A 15,291-nucleotide genomic window follows, 5' to 3' on the forward strand; every position below is an offset into this window, starting at 1 on the left:
GAGGAAGTCCACGGAACCGCGTAAATCTTCTCAATCACGACGCCAGACGATGCGGCCGTCGACCGACGGGTCGACGCCGACCGACCGGGCGTACGCCGCCAGGACCTCGTACTGGGTGTCGTGGAGCGCGACCCGGTGGTCCTCGTCGAGCGTCGGGAACTCGTGGTCCGTGTGGAACAGGTAGTCCGTCGTCGCGACGGTGTAGGTCGTCTCGGGGTCGACCGGCTCGCCGTCGACGGTGGCGTCGACGAGTTCGTGCTCGCTCCGGTCCCAGGTGACCGACGCGCCGCTGAGGTGGGCGTGCCACCAGTCGAGCTCGCCGAACGCGAGGTTCGCGCCGCTGGCCTCGCGGAACACGTCGCGCAGCTCCGCGCCGGAGACCTCCGCGATGGCGACGGGCTCCTGGAACGGGACGACGCTGACGAGGTCCGCGATGGTGACCTCGCCGTCGAGCGCGTCGCCCTCGCGGATGCCGCCGGAGTTCTGGAGGCCGACGTCGGCCTCGGTCGCCCAGCGGTAGGCGTCGGCGACGAAGTTCCCGATGCGGCTCTCGCCGCGGAACGCCGCCGAGTTCGTCCGTTCGATGGGCTCGTCGACGTGGCCGACGACCTCGTCCAGAGCGGCCGCACTCATCCGGTCGCGGAGGGTGTCCGCGAGCGCCTCGTCACGGTTGCCGTCCATCGGGTCGTGGCGGATGGCCGACGGACCGTCGGGCCCGAGTTCGACCTCGTAGACGGCGGCGGCGTTGACGCCGGGGCGAAGGAGGAGCGTGTCGTCGATCCACTCCTCTACGACGCTGTGGACGTGGCCACCGAGGACCACGTCGACGTCGACCGAGACGGCGAGCTCCTCGTCGCCGCGGCCGAGGTGGGAGACCGCCACGACGTAGTCCACGCCAGCGTCACGGAGCGCCGCGACCGCCTCCTCGGCCGCAGCGATCGGTTCGGTGAAGTGGAGTTCGGTCGCGTTCGGATTGATCGACGGCGTCTTCGGGTCGGTGACGCCGAAGAAGCCGACGCGCGCGCCGTCGACCTCGCGGACGGTCCACGGTTCGGTCTCGCCGGCCGCGAAGCGGTCGTCGCCGTCTCGGACGTTCGCGGAGACCCAGGTCTGTGGCGAGTCGGCGACGAGGTCGTGGGTCGCCTCGGGCCCGTAGTCGAAGTCGTGGTTGCCGAAGGTCTCCACGTCGGTGTCGACGGCGTGGAAGAAATCGAGCGCCTGTCGACCCTCGTTCACGAGCGAGAGCACCCCGGGGGAGGTGTTGTCGCCGGAGCCGACGACGAGCGCGTCGTCGTCGCGGAGGGCCGCGAGCGTGCCGGCGAGCCGCCCGATTCGGTCGGGGTCGTCGTAGGCGTTCTCGACATCGGAGTAGTGGAGCAGACGGGGAGACATCCACTCCCGGTAGCGGGTGTCCCAGTATGAACGTGTCGTTCCGGCAGGGCCTTCGCTGGCTGGGTGGCCGGCGCGACCTTCAGCTCGGCACGTCGTCGGGCGTGCCGTCCCGAACGTCGTCGAGTGTCGGTCGCCGAACCCGGCCCTCGATACGTGGAGAGACGTCGTTCTGCCGTGCGTACTCGACGACCGCGTCGTACTGCTGGCCGTGTCTGTCGACGATATCTTCGGGTCCGAACCCGTCGAACAGGTGGGAGGATTCGACGTAGTAGCCGCTCGTCGCGAGCGTGTACGTCGCGTCGTGGTCGAGCGGCTCGCCGCCGACGTGTATCTCCCGTGCCTCGTCGGCCACGTCGTCCCAGACGACCGAGAGGCCGCTGAGGTGGCCGAACCAGTGCGCCGGCACCTCGTCGCCGTACTGGGCGAGGGCCGCATCGTGGACGGTCCGTCTGACCTGCTCGCCGGTGATGCGGACCGACACCAGCTCGTTCTCGAACGGGCAGAGGCCGATGACGTCGGCCGCCGTCACGTCGCCGGCGAGCGGGTCGGTCGGTCGGAGGCCGCCCGACGAGTGGACCGCGATGTCGGCGTTTGCGGCCCATCGGTAGGCGTCGGTGACGAGGTTGCCGACGCGGCTCTCGCCCTGCTTCGTGTCGGCCCGGTCGACCGATACTGGCTCGTCGAGGCTGGCGACTTCGTCCGTCAGGCCCGCCTCCAGACGACGGGTATCGAGCGCGTCGAGGAGGTCCGCTGCGACCGGGGCGTCGCGGGTCGGCAGCCGGTAGCCCCGGGGGCGGTCCTCGAAGACGACCTCCGAGAGCCCGGAGGCGTTCGAGCCGGCGCGGACGAGCAGTGTTCCCGCCACCGTATCGATGTACTCCTCGTGGGCGTGTCCGCCCAGGACGACGTCGACGTCGAGCTGCTCGGCGAGGGCCGTGTCGTCGCCGCAGTGTGAGAGCACCACGACGTGGTCCACCTGCCGCTGGCGCAGTTCGGTGACCGCCTCGCCGGCGGTCGAGACGGGGTCTGCGAAGGTGAGCCCCCTGGCGTCCGGGTTCATGTCGGGTGTGTCCGGGTTCGCGACACCGGTCACGCCGACGCGGTGCTCGTCAGTCTCGAGAACGGTCCACGGGACGACGCCCTCGTCGGCGGCGAACAGCTCGCCGTCGGCGTGGACGTTGGCACAGATCCACGGCATCGGGGAGTCCGCGACGACGTCGCGGGTCACCTCGGGGCCGCGGTCGAAGTCGTGGTTGCCGAACGTGTCGCCGTCGGGCTCGACGGCGTCGAAGAAGTCGAGGGCGTGGCGGCTGTCGGTCACGAGCGAGAGCACGCCCGGACCGAGGTTGTCACCCGCGCCGAAGACGAGCGTCTCCTCGTCGCGGCGCTCGCGGACGAGGCCGACGAGTCGTGCGAGCAGTTCCGGGTCGTCCGGCGCTCGCTCGACGTCCGCGTAGTGGAGGATACGGAGGGACATAGTGAAGCCGTGCGGCCATCGGGTCATGAGCGTTCTCCTTCCCTGTCAGGACCCCCCGCGCGCTCGGAGGCGGCCGTTACGGCCCGTCGACGCGCTGGAACCACTCAACCGGCTCCGTGGGGATACCTGCCCGTTCGGCGTGCGCGACCATCGCCTCGTGGATGGTTCCGGGCTCGGCGACGACCTGGTCCTCCGTCAGCGTCGGGAACTCGATGTCCTCGACGACGAGGTAGGGGATGGTGGTGAGCCGGTAGGTCGCGTCGTCGGCGAGTGGCTCGCCACGGACCGACAGCTCCGCGGGCACGTCCCGGTCGGCGTCCCAGACGACGTCGAGGCCGGCGAACTGGCCGTTCCACCGCGCTCCGTCCTGGTCCCGGTGCTCCTCGCCGGCCTCCCGGACGACCGACCGGAGCTCGTCGCCGTCGAGTTCGACCGTGACGAGCCCGGTGGGGAACGGCACCAGCGAGTGCAGGTCGACGCGGCGGACGGCACCCGAGAGCGGGACGCCGCAGTCCCGCATCGTCCGGCTGTTCACCAGCCCCACGTCCGCGTCGCCGGCCCGCCGGAACGACTCGGCGACGAACGTCCCGACCGGCGACGGCTCGCGGGCGCGACGGTCGACGCTGCCGTCGACGTGGGTCACGACCTCGTCGAGACCGAGCGCGTCGAGCTGGCCCCGGAGCTCGCCCGTTAGCGCCGGGTCCGGCTCGTGGTCGGTCACGTCGTGGAACCGCGTCTCCGTCTCGCCGTCGTCGATGCGGACCTCGACGAGATGTTCACCGGCCGCACCCGGACGCACGAGTCGGGTCCCCGCCACGACCTCGTCGCGGGGTTCGTGGACGTGGCCCCCGAGCACCGCGTCCACGTCGACGGCGCGGGCGATGGGCTCGTCGTCGCCGCAGTGGGAGACGCAGACGACGGTCTCCGCGTCGGCGTCCCGCAGGGCGTCGACCGCCTCGGTCGCCGCCGCGACCGGGTCCCGGATGTCGAGTTCGAGGTCGGGTTTGATGTCGCCGAGCACTGGCGTGGTCACGGCGAAGAGACCGACCCGGCCCGCCGCGGTGTCGACGACGGTCCAGGGCTCGGTCGCCTCGGCCGCGAACCGGCGGCCGTCGGCCTCGGAGAGGTTCGCGGTGAGCCAGGTCGGCGGCGTCTCCCCGGCCAGCCGGCGGGCGCTCTCCGTCGGCCCGTCGAACTCGTGATTGCCGAACGTCTCCACGTCCGGTTCGACCGCGTCGAGGAACGTCGCGGCGTGGCCGCCGTCGCTCTCGAAGTCCACGACACAGGGCCCGGTGTCGTCGCCACCGCCCGTCACGACGGTGCGGTCGTCGCGGCGCTTGCGGATGGCGGTCGCGAGCCGCCCGACCCGTTCGGGCACGTCGTAGGCGGCCTCCAGATCGGCGTAGTGCAGCAGTCGGAGGGTCATATCCGTGGCTCGTTCGGCCGTGTTCAAAACGGTTCTCCCCGTCGAGACGAACAGACCTAAGCGACCCTATCCCCAAAGCCGTCGCATGAGCGAGCACGCGCTGGAGGAGCTGCGGACGGCCGACGGTGAGACGGTGTACGTGGACCGGCGTGAGGGCGACCGCGGCTCGAAGGCACCGTTCTTCGTCGTCTACCGGACGCCGGACCGGGAGCGCAAGTACGGCTGGTTCTGTGCGAACTGCGAGACCGTCGACAACGCGATGGACTCGATGGGCCGCATCCAGTGCAACGTCTGCGAGAACTTCCGCAAGGCGACCGAGTGGGACGCGGCTCACGAGTGAGTGACCGGTCGCTCCGCCAGCCTCCGGCGGCGAGCCGCTCGAATCGGTCACCAGCGGGATTCCGGCACCACAGCGCCCGTCGACGGCTTTCCGATTGGTAGCTTGGGTGAACGCTTATTACCGTGGCCGTGGTAGTAGCTACCGAATGTGCCCCGTTAACACGAATCGGCACTTGCGGGAGGAAGCGGAGTCGATTTTCAGCCGCCTCGGCTACACCGTCACGACAGACGGCGACGAAGTCCGCGCGGAACGAGACTGGAAAGTCGTCCACGTGACCGCCACCGAGGACCTGCCCAATCCGCCCGAGTCCACCTCGCCCGGTTCGTATCGCTGTTTCGTCACCCGAGCGGAACACGCCGACACGGTCCGCCGTCGCGTCCGCGAGACCGACCCGGAGTACGAGTGGGCCGTCATCGGCGTCGACGAGGAGGCCGACTACCAGGTCGAGCGCGCACCGCCCGCCATCTGACCGGGGACAGATAACGCGCCCCGCTACAGCTTCTTCGCGGTCGCCGCAGCGCCAGCGGCAGGGTCGACGTCTGCGCCCTCCTCTTCCAGCACGCTCCCGAGCGCGTTGACGAGGTAGGTGACGTTCTTCGGCCGCGCCGAGTGGCCCATGCAGCCGATGCGGAATATCTCGCCGGAGAGGTCGCCGAGACCGCCGGCGATCTCGAGGTCGTACTCGTCGAGCAGCCGGGAGATGACCTGTCCGTCCTCGACGCCGGCGGGGACACGGACAGCGTTCAGGCTCGGGAGCCAGTACTCGTCGGGCGCGTTCATCTCCAGCCCCATCGCCTCCACGCCGGCCTTCAGCGCCCCGGCCATGCGCTCGTGACGCTGCCACCGTCTCTCGATGCCCTCCTCGGCGACGAGTCGGAGCGCCTCGCGGAGCGCGTAGACGTTCGTGATGGGTGCCGTGTGGTGGTACGCGCGCTCCTCGCCCCAGTAGCCTTCCAGCAGCGAGAGGTCGAGGTACCAGGAGCGTGCGGGCTCCTCGCGGGAGAGGACCTTGTCCATCGCGTCGTCGTTGAGCGTCAGCGGCGACGCACCCGGTGGACAGGAGAGACACTTCTGCGGGCCGGCGTAGGCCACGTCGATACCCCACTCGTCGACGCGCAGTTCCACGCCGCCGATACTGGTGACGCTGTCGGCGACGACGAGGGCGTCGTGCCCGTGGGCGATGCTGGTGAGTTCTGACACGTCGGGCTGGCGGACTCCGGTACTCGTCTCGGCGTGGACGAAGCCGAACACGTCGGGCTGATGCTCGGCGAACGCGTCGGCGACGTCCGCGGGCGAGAGCGGTTCGCCCCACGGCGCGTCGACGTGGACGACATCGCCGCCGGCGCGGCGGGCCATCTCGGCCATCCGACCACCGAAGTAGCCGTTCGTCGGGACGAGCATCGTGTCACCGGGTTCGACGACGTTGCCGATGGCCGCCTCCATGGCCGCGCTCCCGGTGCCCGACACCGGAATCGTCCACTGATTGTCGGTCCGGAACGTGTACCGGAGCAGGTCCTGCACCTCGTCCATGACCTCGATGAACGAGGGGTCGAGGTGGCCCACGAGCGGTGTGCTCATCGCACGGAGCACCCGCGGGTCGACGTCGCTCGGCCCGGGCCCCATCAGCGTACGGTTCGGCGGTGTGAGTTCGCCCACCTGTGGTGCGTCCTGCATACCGGGTGAATCAGCCCGTCGCGGGAAAAAGCTACCTTGCCGACCCGTGGCGAAGGCGTCCAGCGCCCCGGGAGCCGACCGCCTCCCACGTCCGTCGCCGCGTCCGACCGTCGCTGGGGTCGGCTATAGTTTTACCACCCCCGCGGTCGAGGAACTGGCCATGCAGGACCAGCCCGACCCACCGACCGGCGTCGTCGAGGTCGTCCAGCGCTCGCTCGACCTGTTCGTCACGGATATCACCGAGGCACTTCCGAAGATACTGGCCGGCATCGTGTTCCTCGTGCTCGCCAGCCTGCTGGTGAAGCTCGTGATGGTCGTGGTCCGGCGGGTCCTTACGCGGGCACTCCCCGGCGAGGCACCGGTCTACCGTCAGTTCCTCTCGACCATCGTCGCCGTCCTGCTCTGGTTCGCGGTCGCCCTCTCCTTCCTCTCGGTCGTCGGGCTCTCCGAGCTCGCCGCCGCACTGGGGACCTCCGCCGGCTTCGTCGCGCTCGGTGTCTCCTACGCGCTCTCGGGGATGATCGCGGACGCCGTCGCCGGCGTCTACCTGCTCCGCGACCCGGACTTCAACCCCGGCGACGAGGTGACCGTCGGCGACGTCAGCGGCGAGGTGACGACCATCGAGCTCCGCAAGACCCGGTTCGCGGTCGACGGCGACACCGTCGTCCGTGGGAACGCCGAGATAGAGAAGAAGTGGACGAAACGCGGCGAGCCGAGCGACGCGGCCGTTGCCGAGGACTGAGACGGTATCACACGGTTGGCGAGTGACTTATTACCCGCCGCGACGTATTGAAGTTGACATGATGATCGGGCACTCGCTGCTGGCGTTCGCACTCGTCGCCACGGTAGCGCGTGCCCTCGACGCCTCGCCGGGACGCGCGTTGGCCGCTGGCGCAGCCGCGGGGGCGTTCGCTGCGGTGCCCGACATGGACATGGTGTACGCGCTCACCGGCTTCGCCGGCGCGGAGTTCGACGGCGTGTTCTCCATGACGACGGCGTTCTGGTCGGCGAGCACCGTCGTCCACCGGTCGATGACGCACTCGCTCGTCGTCGCCCCGGTCGCGGCCCTCGCGTTCGCGCTCGTCGTCGTCCAGGGACGCCACGCGAGCCGCGCGACGGTCGGCGGCTTCGCCCTGCTCGGCGGCCTGACCGTCGTCGCCACCACGCTCCACGGCCTGCTCGGCCTCGTCGTCCTCGGCGCGTTCTCGCTCGCCGGCGTCGCCGTCGCGGCCATCGTCCGCGAGAGCAGCCAGCTCGACGCGCGGACGACCTTCGCGGTGGCGGTCGTCGGGCTCGCCTCGCATCCGTTCGGCGACTTGTTCACGGGGGAGCCGCCGGCGATGCTCTGGCCGCTCGACGCCGCCATCTTCCCCGGACGCGTCCTCCTCTCGGCGGACCCGACGCTCCACCTGCTGGGCGCGTTCGCGCTGGAGCTGGCGGTCGTCTGGGCCGCGCTGCTCGCGTTCTGCTGGGTGACCGACCGCCGCCCGCGGGTCAAGCCCCGCGCCACGGCCGGCCTCGCCTACGGCGGCGTCTTCTTCCTGCTCCCGCCACCGACGCTCGACGTCTCGTACCACTTCGTGTTCTCCATCCTCGCGGTCGGGACGGTGCTCGCGATGCCAGTCGCGGCCCCGACCCGGACGAGCATGGCGGTCGAGACCGTCCGCCGGGGTGTCGCGGCCCACGGCGTTCGCTCGGTCACGACCGGACTCGCGGCGGTCACGCTCGCGCTGGTCGCCTACGGCGGGCTCTACCTCCTCGTCTGAACGGGGCGGGATTCCACGAAAACAGACTCTTGTACCTCCGGCCCCTCGGGGTGTCGTATGGCCGAACGACGGGACCTGGGAAAACTGTTCGAGGAGCACCGGCTGAACGCCGTCGTCTCGTGGGTTCTCGTCGCCATCGTCGTCCTGGCGGCCGTCGAGGAGGTAGTCCTCGGCGACTGGCTCTGGACGGTGTTCGCGCTGGCGGTGGCCGCCGTCGCGGTCATCCCACCGGTGAAATACAGGCGCCGGCTCGTGATGCTGCCATGGGAGGTGTTGCTGCTGGCTGCGTTGCCCGTCCTCGGACGGACCGCGCTGGTCCGGGGACTGGTGAACGACCTCGTCCTCGCGACGATGCCCGGGGTTCAGGAGTTCCTCTCCGCTTCGCCGGTGTCGAGCACCGCCGCCTACGTCGCGGTGGCTGCCTTCGCGCTCATCGTCGTCGTCGAGCTGCACGTGTTCACGCCGGTCAAGCTCACGTCCGGCTTCGCCGTGCTCACGGTCGTGGTGCTGACGCTCGCCGCCGCGGGCGTCTGGGCGGTCGTCCGCTGGCTCGCACACATCTACATCGGGACGGCGTTCTACTCGGAGCTCGACCCGCTGATGTTCGAGTTCGTCTACTCCGCCGCGGCGGGCCTCCTCGCCGGCGTCACGTTCGAGGGGTACTTCCGGCGGCGCAATCACACCGCGCGACGGTCGCTCGCGATGGCCGACGAGGTCTCCGAGGAGCTCGGCGAACAGTTCGACCTCGAGGTGGGCGAGAAGTGAGACTCCGGGACAGACTCGGTATCGACGAGGCGTTCCAGCGTCGCGTCACCCGGTTCATGCAGATCACGCTGGTCGGGCTGCTGTTCGTCGGCATCGAGCGAGGGAACCTGGGCATCGTCGTCAACACGCTCGTCGCGCTCGCCGTCACCCAGCTCCCGGCCGTGCTGGAACGCGACTACGGTATGCCGCTCGACGCCGGGCTCACGCTTTGGATCACCACCGCAGCGTTCCTCCACGCGTTCGGGACGGTCGGCATTCCCGGCACGGTGGGAACGCCCTACCGGAACACCACCTGGTGGGACCACATGACCCACGCGCTCTCCTCGTCCGTCGTCGCGGCGGCCGGCTACATCACCGTCCGAGCGCTCGACGAGCACAACCCCGGCATCGACATCCCGTCGCGGCTCATGTTCGTGTTCATCCTCTCGTTCGTGATGGCGTTCGGCGTCGTCTGGGAGCTGGTGGAGTTCAGTATCGGCGTCGTCACCGAGTTGCTCGGGAGCGAGGGCTTCCTCGTCCAGTTCGGCGTCGAGGACACGATGCTCGACCTGCTGTTCAACACCGCGGGCGGGCTCATCGTCGCGGTCTGGGGGCAGGCCTACCTCTCCGACGTGGCGGGCATGTTGCGTGACAGACTCGACGGTCGCGACGACGATTCGGCCGGCGGCGCGACGTAGCTTTAAGTCAGTATGCTCCGTGCTATCACACGGATATGGTGTTCAAGAAGATCACGCTCATCGGGACGAGTTCGGAGAGTTTCGAGGATGCCGCGGACGACGCCATCGACCGCGCGCAGGACACGATAGACAACGTCCACTGGGTCGAGGTTGAGGAACTCGGCGTCGAGCTCGCGTCGGCGCCGGAACGAGAGTACCAGGCGGAGGTGACGGTCGCGTTCGAACTGGACGGCTAGGTTCTGAACGACTCGCCGCAGCCACACTCCGACACCACGTTCGGGTTCTCGACGTGGAAGCCGGCGCCCTGAAGGCCGCCCTCGAAGTCGAGGACACTGCCCTCGACGTAGTTCAGGCTCGACGGGTCGACGAAGACGCGCAGCCCGTGGTGTTCGTAGATGGTGTCGTCCGGCTCCGGCTCGTCGTCGAACCGCATCCCGTAGGAGAGGCCGGCGCAGCCGCCCTGCTGGACGAACAGCCGAAGGCCCGACTCGTCGGTGTCGAGCCCCTCGCCGTCGAGCAACGAGAGGGCCTCGTCGGCGGCCGTCTCTGTCACTTCGATTCGTGGGGTGGTCTCCCCGTCTGCGGTGCCCGTGCTCATACGTTCCCGTACGGTACCGTGGGATGTTAACCCTGTTGCACACGGGGGTCGTTCCGCCGGTAGTTTGAAGCTACTTCCCCTGCTCTCGTCAGTAGATGTCGAGGACCATCCGTGTCCTCCACGTAGACGACGACGAGGCGTTGCTGGGGTTGACGAAGACGATGTTGGAACGGGAGGGGGAGGACATAACCGTCGAAAGCGCCGGCTCCGTCTCCGGCGCGCTGACGTGCCTGCAGGAGAATGGACGTATCGACTGCATCGTGAGTGACTACGAGATGCCCGACATGGACGGGCTCGATCTGCTGGAGACGGTCAGGGAGACGGAGCCGGACCTCCCGTTCGTGCTGTTCACCGGCAAGGGGAGCGAGGAGATCGCGAGTCGGGCGCTCTCTGCCGGTGCGACCGAGTACCTCCAGAAAGGTACGGGCACCGACCAGTACAGCGTCCTCGCGAATCGCATCGAGAACGCGGTCGCGAAGCGACGGGCCGAACGAGAGCGCAACCACACCCAGAACCGCTACCGGGCACTCATCGAACACTCTTCCGACCTCGTCGCCATCATCGACGAAGACGGTGTTTTCAAGTACGTGAGCCCGGCGACGCGCGATGTCCTGGACTACGAGCCGGAGGTCTTCGTCGGCGAACTGTCGTACGGGTTCGCCCACCCCGAAGACCGGTCGGACGTGGTCGACGCGTTCGAGCGCATGACCGAGGACCCGGGTGCGACGCCGTCGGTCAGCTACCGGCTGCGCCACGCCGACGGGAGCTGGCGATACATGGAGTCCAGAGGAACGAACCGGCTCGACGACCCAGCCATCGAGGGCCTCGTTATCAACACGCGCGACGTGACCGAGCGCGTCGAGGCCGAGCGACGACTCAGCGAGGAGCAGGAGCTGTTCGACGCCGCGCTCGACGCCCTCCCGCACGTCTTCTACGTCGCGAACATCGACGGCTCGGGCTGGCGCTGGAACCACAAGCTGGAGGAGGTGACCGGCTACTCGGCCGAGGAGCTCCGGGACATCGGGATCGACGAGATGTTCGCCGCGGCGGACGTTCCCAAGGTGGAGTCCGTCGTCGAACGGGTACTCGATGGTGAGACGGTGACCTACGAGGCACGGATAAAGAAGAAGTCGGGCGAACTCGAGCCGCGACGCATCAGTGCGTCCCTGCTCACCGACGACGGCGGCGACCCGATCGGAATCTGTGGTATCGGTGTCGCTATGGACGCGGACGAGTAGCTCCTACTCCTCGAACCGACGACGAACGCTGTCGGCGTGTGCGCCCAGCCCTTCCGCGTCGGCGAGCGTCGTGACCGTGGACGAGAGGTCGTCGAGCGCGTCGCGGTCGAGTCGCTGGACCGTCGTCGAGCGGAGGAAGTGGTCGACGGAGAGTCCGCCGTGGCGCTTCGCGCCGCCGCCGGTCGGCAGCACGTGGTTCGTGCCGGAGGCGTAGTCGCCGGCGGCGACGGGCGTGTACGGTCCCAGGAAGACGCTGCCAGCGCTGTCGATACGGTCGAGGACGGCCTCCTCGTCGTCGGTCTGGATAGAGAGGTGCTCGGCCGCGTACTCCTCGGCGAACAGGATGGCCTCGCTCATCGACCGCGCGACGAGGACGCCCGAAGCGTCGTTGTCGAGGGCTTCACGGGCCACGTCCTCGCGCTCGGCGTCGGCGACCTGTGACTCGACCTCCTCGGCGATGGCCTCGGCGACTGCCTCGTCGTCGGTCACGCAGACCACGGAGGCGTCGGTGTCGTGTTCGGCCTGCGCGACGAGGTCGGCCGCGACGAAGGCAGGCTCGGCAGTTGCGTCGGCGAGAACGAGCACCTCCGAAGGGCCGGCGAGGAAGTCGATGTCGACGTCGCCCTGGACTTCTGCCTTCGCGGCGGTTACCCACCGGTTGCCGGGGCCGACGATCTTCTGGACCGCCGGGATGGACTCCGTGCCGTAGGCCATCGCAGCGACGGCCTGGGCGCCGCCGACGGAGTACACCTCGTCGGCACCGGCGACGTGGATGGCCGCGAGCGTCACCGGGTTCAGCTCGTCGGCCGGCGGCGTACAGACGACCACGTCCTCGACGCCCGCCACGACGGCCGGCACGACCCCCATGATGACCGACGACGGGTACGCGGCGGTCCCGCCGGGCGCGTAGACCCCGACGCGCTGGAGCGGCCGGAAGCGACGGCCCAGCTCGCGGCCGTCGAAGTCGTCGCGCCAGTCTTCGGGCACCTGCGCCTCGTGGAACTCCCGGACGTTCGCGGCCGCCGTCTCGACGGCCGCTCGCACGTCAGCGTCGATCTCCTCGTACGCTCGCTCGCACTGGTCGGCCACGTCCAGATTGGCGACCTGCACGTCGTCGAACTCCGCACAGAACTCCCGGACCGCCACGTCGCCCTCCTCGTGCACCCGGTCGACGATGTCGGCCACGTCGCTCCGGACCGCGTCGACGCCCGCGTCGCGCTCGAAGACGGCGCGGCGCTCGTCGGGCCCCAGGTCGGCGACTGCTCGTACGTTCATGGGAACGGGTTCGGACGGCCCGCGAAAAACGGTTGCGTTCGGTTCCCCGGGCGGTCAGTCGCCGGCACGACGTCGGACGACCGTCCGGACGCCGTCGAGAAAGAGCACGACGACGATGGCAAAGCCCGTGAGCCCGAACGGGGCCGAGAGCAGCTGTGCGGTGTGGTAGCCGAGGAAGATGCGGCCGAACCCCAGCAGCACGAACCCCACGAGCACGAGCCCGAAGGCGAGGAGTGCGAGCGTGACGTACCGGTCCCGGTCCATACCCGTCCTCGGCAGCGCGTCGTCTAACCCGTTTTGGAACGGCGACCGGGTGGTGCCGCGTTTCCGGGGCCGACGCTCAGGCGTCCTCCCGGCGCGGGTCGTACTCGTAGCCGACACGGCCGCCAGTGCCCTGCGCCCGGAGCTGCCGAGCGAGTTCGGCCACGTCCGCCGGGCCGGCGAACGCGAACGGCCCTGCGACGAACGGGAGCGCGGCTGCCATCCCCCGCGCGGTCGGCTCGAAGCCCGGGGCGGCGGCGAGCGGATTGCACCAGACGACAGCGGCGGCGCGCGCCGAGAGCCAGGCGAGTTCGCGCTCCAGCGCCGCGACCTCACCCATCTCCAGCCCGTCGCTGACCACGAACACGACCGTTCGGTTGTCGACCGCGTCCGGCGTCCGCGTGCGCAGTTCCGCGAGCGAGCCACCGATACGGGTGCCCCCACCCCACGCCGCCTCCGCGTCGGCGAGCGCCTCGGCCGCCCCGCTGGCGGTGCCGTCGTCGAACGCCGACGTGACCTCGCGCAGGTCCTCGTCGAAGAAGAAGACGCGACAGTCGCGCCACGCCGTCCGGCTCCGGCCGAGAATATCGAGCAGGAACCCACGGTCCAGCGTGTCCAGCACGGACCGACTCACGTCAACCAGCCAGGTCGCGCGCACCTCGCGCCGCTTGCGGTCCCTGGTGGGCAGCGAGACGACCGTGCCGCCGGTGCCGACGCTGGCCCGGAGCGCGCGCCGGGCGTCCGTGTGGCGGTCGCCGGCGGTGTCCCACGCCCGCCCCCGGAGCGTCGCGAGCGCGACCGTCAGCTCCTCGACGGCGTCTCCCAGCTCGTCGTGCTCGGCGAACCCCGGGAGCGCCTCGACGGGTGCTCGCGACCCGGTCGGGCTGTACCGCGAGACGGCCAGCGGTTCGTCGTCTCGGTCGTCGAGGTGGGTCGCCAGCGACGAGGAGCGCCAGGCCACGGTGCTCTCCGTGTCGTCGTCGGACTCCGACGCGCTCTCGCTCTCGTCCGTCGCCTCGGGGTCCTCGCCGTCGGCCGGGTCACCCCCGAGTGGTGCCAGCGCGCCCTCCGGCGGGTCGTCCCACCGGGCCGCCGGTCCCGTCTCGCCGAGTCCTGCCGTGAGCCGTCGCCAGAACTCGGGGAACATGCGCTCGAACTCGTCGGCGTCCCGCGGGTCGGTGACGAGCGTCGCACGGGTCGCCGCCCTGGCGCGGTCCTCGTCCGAGAACCCGACCACGACGAGCGACCGTGCAGCCGTGGTCGCGGCGTTCGCAGGCACCGACGCGCCGGCCCGGCGGAGCGCACGGGCGAACCGGACCAGCTCGTCGCGGACGTGCTCGGTGGCGCGGGCGACCGCCTCGCCGTCGATGTCGCCCGGGTCGTCGGTGACGTCCGGGCCGTGTGCCGGCGCTTCGTCCGTCACGACTCGGCCGCCTCCCGCGCGGCCCTGGCGGCCTCGACCAGCGAGTCGAGCAGGTCGTCGTCCACGCGTTCGACGTCCTCGACCTCCTTCAGGACGGCCCCGAGGGTTCGACGGACCTCCGCGTGGGAGAGCGTGCCCTCGCTGCCGTTCTCCCGCAGCGTGGCGACGGCGCGGGCCCAGTCGATGGTCTCGGCCGCACCCGGCGGTTTCCTGAGGGGTTCCTCCCGGAGGCGACGGACGATGCCACACAGCTCGGCGGCGACGGCGTCGTGGAGTTCGGGCACCTTCCGGGCGAGTATCTCGCGTTCCTTCTCGAAGCTCGGCGGCGTGACGTGCAGGTAGAGACAGCGCCGCTTGAGCGCGTCACTCAGCGGCCGCGTCCGGTTCGAGGTGACGACGACGACCGGGGGTGTGCTCGCCGCGATGGTGCCGAGCTCCGGCACCGAGACCTGGAAGTCGCTAAGGACCTCCAGCAGCAGGGCCTCGAACGCCTCGTCGGCTCTGTCGACCTCGTCGACGAGGAGGACGCGGCGGCCCTCCCCCCGGAGCGCCTGCAGCAGCGGGCGTTCGAGCAGGAACGGCTCCGAGAAGACGGACTCGTCGTCGGTGTCGCTCGTCGCACCCTCGGCGACGCCGCCCTCGCCGGCCTGCACCGCGAGCAGCTGCTTCGTGTAGTTCCACTCGTACAGGGCGTTCTCGGCGGCGAGGCCCTCGTAGCACTGCAGGCGGACGAGCTCGGCGTCGAAGCCGCCGGCGAGCACCTTCGCCAGCTCGGTCTTGCCCGCGCCGGGCTCGCCCTCGATGAGCAGCGGGCGGCCGAGCCGGAGCGCGAGCAGCACCGTCGTCACGATCTCGTCGTCCGCGACGTACGACTGCTCGTCGAAGGCCGCCCGGATCTCGGCCTCGGTCACGTCGTCGAACTCGTCTGTCTCGCTCGTGTCGTCGTCTCTGGATGGCATAGATGGTCCCAGCAGCAAAA

17 protein-coding genes are annotated in these 15,291 nt (G+C 69.9%); 8 read left to right on the forward strand and 9 right to left on the reverse strand.

Annotated features, from left to right (window positions below):
* Positions 1–30: 30 nt before the first annotated feature.
* The 3 genes from NO978_RS00875 to NO978_RS00885 form a co-directional block, all read right to left on the reverse strand.
* Positions 31–1,392, reverse strand: a complete 1,362-nt coding sequence (locus tag NO978_RS00875; protein ID WP_257297619.1) for a bifunctional UDP-sugar hydrolase/5'-nucleotidase — start codon at positions 1,390–1,392, stop codon at positions 31–33.
* Between the two features lie 79 nt (positions 1,393–1,471).
* Entirely contained in the window at positions 1,472–2,869 is a 1,398-nt protein-coding gene (locus NO978_RS00880; protein WP_257297620.1) for a bifunctional UDP-sugar hydrolase/5'-nucleotidase, read from the reverse strand.
* 76 nt (positions 2,870–2,945) lie between these two features.
* Positions 2,946–4,295, reverse strand: a complete 1,350-nt coding sequence (locus NO978_RS00885; protein ID WP_257297621.1) for a bifunctional UDP-sugar hydrolase/5'-nucleotidase — start codon at positions 4,293–4,295, stop codon at positions 2,946–2,948.
* 100 nt (positions 4,296–4,395) lie between these two features.
* Here NO978_RS00885 and NO978_RS00890 point away from each other — a divergent pair, with 100 nt between their 5' ends.
* Positions 4,396–4,635 (forward strand): DUF5816 domain-containing protein, encoded by a 240-nt coding sequence (locus NO978_RS00890; RefSeq protein ID WP_089732796.1) that lies wholly within the window; start codon positions 4,396–4,398, stop codon positions 4,633–4,635.
* Between the two features lie 145 nt (positions 4,636–4,780).
* Positions 4,781–5,104, forward strand: a complete 324-nt coding sequence (locus NO978_RS00895) for a hypothetical protein (RefSeq protein ID WP_257297623.1) — start codon at positions 4,781–4,783, stop codon at positions 5,102–5,104.
* 23 nt (positions 5,105–5,127) lie between these two features.
* Here NO978_RS00895 and NO978_RS00900 read toward each other — a convergent pair whose 3' ends face one another.
* Positions 5,128–6,309, reverse strand: a complete 1,182-nt coding sequence (locus NO978_RS00900; RefSeq protein ID WP_257297624.1) for an alanine--glyoxylate aminotransferase family protein — start codon at positions 6,307–6,309, stop codon at positions 5,128–5,130.
* Between the two features lie 160 nt (positions 6,310–6,469).
* Here NO978_RS00900 and NO978_RS00905 point away from each other — a divergent pair, with 160 nt between their 5' ends.
* From NO978_RS00905 to NO978_RS00925, 5 genes are read left to right on the forward strand one after another with little or no spacing between them, the layout of a single operon-like run.
* Positions 6,470–7,051: a mechanosensitive ion channel family protein gene (locus NO978_RS00905; RefSeq protein ID WP_257297625.1), complete on the forward strand. Its 582-nt coding sequence runs from the start codon at positions 6,470–6,472 to the stop codon at positions 7,049–7,051.
* 58 nt (positions 7,052–7,109) lie between these two features.
* Positions 7,110–8,075 carry a metal-dependent hydrolase gene (locus NO978_RS00910; protein ID WP_257297626.1) on the forward strand — a complete coding sequence of 322 codons (966 nt, stop codon included), beginning with the start codon at positions 7,110–7,112 and terminating at the stop codon, positions 8,073–8,075.
* A gap of 57 nt (positions 8,076–8,132) precedes the next feature.
* Positions 8,133–8,840 (forward strand): hypothetical protein, encoded by a 708-nt coding sequence (locus NO978_RS00915; protein WP_257297627.1) that lies wholly within the window; start codon positions 8,133–8,135, stop codon positions 8,838–8,840.
* Positions 8,837–9,517: a hypothetical protein gene (locus NO978_RS00920; protein WP_257297628.1), complete on the forward strand. Its 681-nt coding sequence runs from the start codon at positions 8,837–8,839 to the stop codon at positions 9,515–9,517. Before NO978_RS00915 ends, NO978_RS00920 begins: the two co-directional genes overlap by 4 nt.
* Before the next feature lie 35 nt (positions 9,518–9,552).
* A complete protein-coding gene (locus NO978_RS00925; RefSeq protein WP_257297629.1) occupies positions 9,553–9,753 on the forward strand; it encodes a dodecin in 201 nt (66 codons plus the stop codon).
* Here the strand turns inward: NO978_RS00925 and NO978_RS00930 are convergent.
* Positions 9,750–10,115 carry an iron-sulfur cluster assembly accessory protein gene (locus NO978_RS00930; RefSeq protein ID WP_257297630.1) on the reverse strand — a complete coding sequence of 122 codons (366 nt, stop codon included), beginning with the start codon at positions 10,113–10,115 and terminating at the stop codon, positions 9,750–9,752. The two genes, NO978_RS00925 and NO978_RS00930, sit on opposite strands and share 4 nt — an antisense overlap.
* A gap of 95 nt (positions 10,116–10,210) precedes the next feature.
* Here NO978_RS00930 and NO978_RS00935 point away from each other — a divergent pair, with 95 nt between their 5' ends.
* On the forward strand, positions 10,211–11,353 hold the full coding sequence (locus NO978_RS00935) for a PAS domain S-box protein (protein WP_257297631.1): 1,143 nt from the start codon (positions 10,211–10,213) through the stop codon (positions 11,351–11,353).
* A gap of 3 nt (positions 11,354–11,356) precedes the next feature.
* Here NO978_RS00935 and hisD read toward each other — a convergent pair whose 3' ends face one another.
* The 4 genes from hisD to NO978_RS00955 all read right to left on the reverse strand — a co-directional run bounded on the left by hisD (position 11,357) and on the right by NO978_RS00955 (position 15,271).
* On the reverse strand, positions 11,357–12,628 hold the full coding sequence (gene hisD / locus NO978_RS00940) for a histidinol dehydrogenase (protein WP_257297632.1): 1,272 nt from the start codon (positions 12,626–12,628) through the stop codon (positions 11,357–11,359).
* Positions 12,629–12,682: 54 nt separating this feature from the next.
* The gene (locus tag NO978_RS00945) at positions 12,683–12,892 is read right to left on the reverse strand and encodes a hypothetical protein (RefSeq protein ID WP_257297633.1); all 210 of its coding nucleotides are present in this window, start codon (positions 12,890–12,892) and stop codon (positions 12,683–12,685) included.
* A 76-nt stretch (positions 12,893–12,968) separates the two neighbouring features.
* Entirely contained in the window at positions 12,969–14,312 is a 1,344-nt protein-coding gene (locus tag NO978_RS00950; RefSeq protein ID WP_257297635.1) for a VWA domain-containing protein, read from the reverse strand.
* The gene (locus NO978_RS00955) at positions 14,309–15,271 is read right to left on the reverse strand and encodes a MoxR family ATPase (RefSeq protein WP_257297637.1); all 963 of its coding nucleotides are present in this window, start codon (positions 15,269–15,271) and stop codon (positions 14,309–14,311) included. Before NO978_RS00955 ends, NO978_RS00950 begins: the two co-directional genes overlap by 4 nt.
* Between the last annotated feature and the right edge of the window lie 20 nt (positions 15,272–15,291).

This window comes from Haloarchaeobius sp. FL176, from assembly GCF_024609245.1.
Classification (GTDB): Archaea; Halobacteriota; Halobacteria; order Halobacteriales; family Natrialbaceae; genus Haloarchaeobius.

Bases quoted from the DNA above. Each gene is read 5' to 3' on its own strand.
- NO978_RS00875 (WP_257297619.1), bottom strand. From the start codon at position 1,392: ATGTCTCCCCGTCTGCTCCACTACTCCGATGTCGAGAACGCCTACGAC.
- NO978_RS00880 (WP_257297620.1), bottom strand. From the start codon at position 2,869: ATGTCCCTCCGTATCCTCCACTACGCGGACGTCGAGCGAGCGCCGGAC.
- NO978_RS00885 (WP_257297621.1), bottom strand. From the start codon at position 4,295: ATGACCCTCCGACTGCTGCACTACGCCGATCTGGAGGCCGCCTACGAC.
- NO978_RS00895 (WP_257297623.1), top strand. From the start codon at position 4,781: ATGTGCCCCGTTAACACGAATCGGCACTTGCGGGAGGAAGCGGAGTCG.
- NO978_RS00900 (WP_257297624.1), bottom strand. From the start codon at position 6,309: ATGCAGGACGCACCACAGGTGGGCGAACTCACACCGCCGAACCGTACG.
- NO978_RS00905 (WP_257297625.1), top strand. From the start codon at position 6,470: ATGCAGGACCAGCCCGACCCACCGACCGGCGTCGTCGAGGTCGTCCAG.
- NO978_RS00910 (WP_257297626.1), top strand. From the start codon at position 7,110: ATGATGATCGGGCACTCGCTGCTGGCGTTCGCACTCGTCGCCACGGTA.
- NO978_RS00915 (WP_257297627.1), top strand. From the start codon at position 8,133: ATGGCCGAACGACGGGACCTGGGAAAACTGTTCGAGGAGCACCGGCTG.
- NO978_RS00925 (WP_257297629.1), top strand. From the start codon at position 9,553: ATGGTGTTCAAGAAGATCACGCTCATCGGGACGAGTTCGGAGAGTTTC.
- NO978_RS00930 (WP_257297630.1), bottom strand. From the start codon at position 10,115: ATGAGCACGGGCACCGCAGACGGGGAGACCACCCCACGAATCGAAGTG.
- NO978_RS00935 (WP_257297631.1), top strand. From the start codon at position 10,211: ATGTCGAGGACCATCCGTGTCCTCCACGTAGACGACGACGAGGCGTTG.
- hisD (WP_257297632.1), bottom strand. From the start codon at position 12,628: ATGAACGTACGAGCAGTCGCCGACCTGGGGCCCGACGAGCGCCGCGCC.
- NO978_RS00945 (WP_257297633.1), bottom strand. From the start codon at position 12,892: ATGGACCGGGACCGGTACGTCACGCTCGCACTCCTCGCCTTCGGGCTC.
- NO978_RS00955 (WP_257297637.1), bottom strand. From the start codon at position 15,271: ATGCCATCCAGAGACGACGACACGAGCGAGACAGACGAGTTCGACGAC.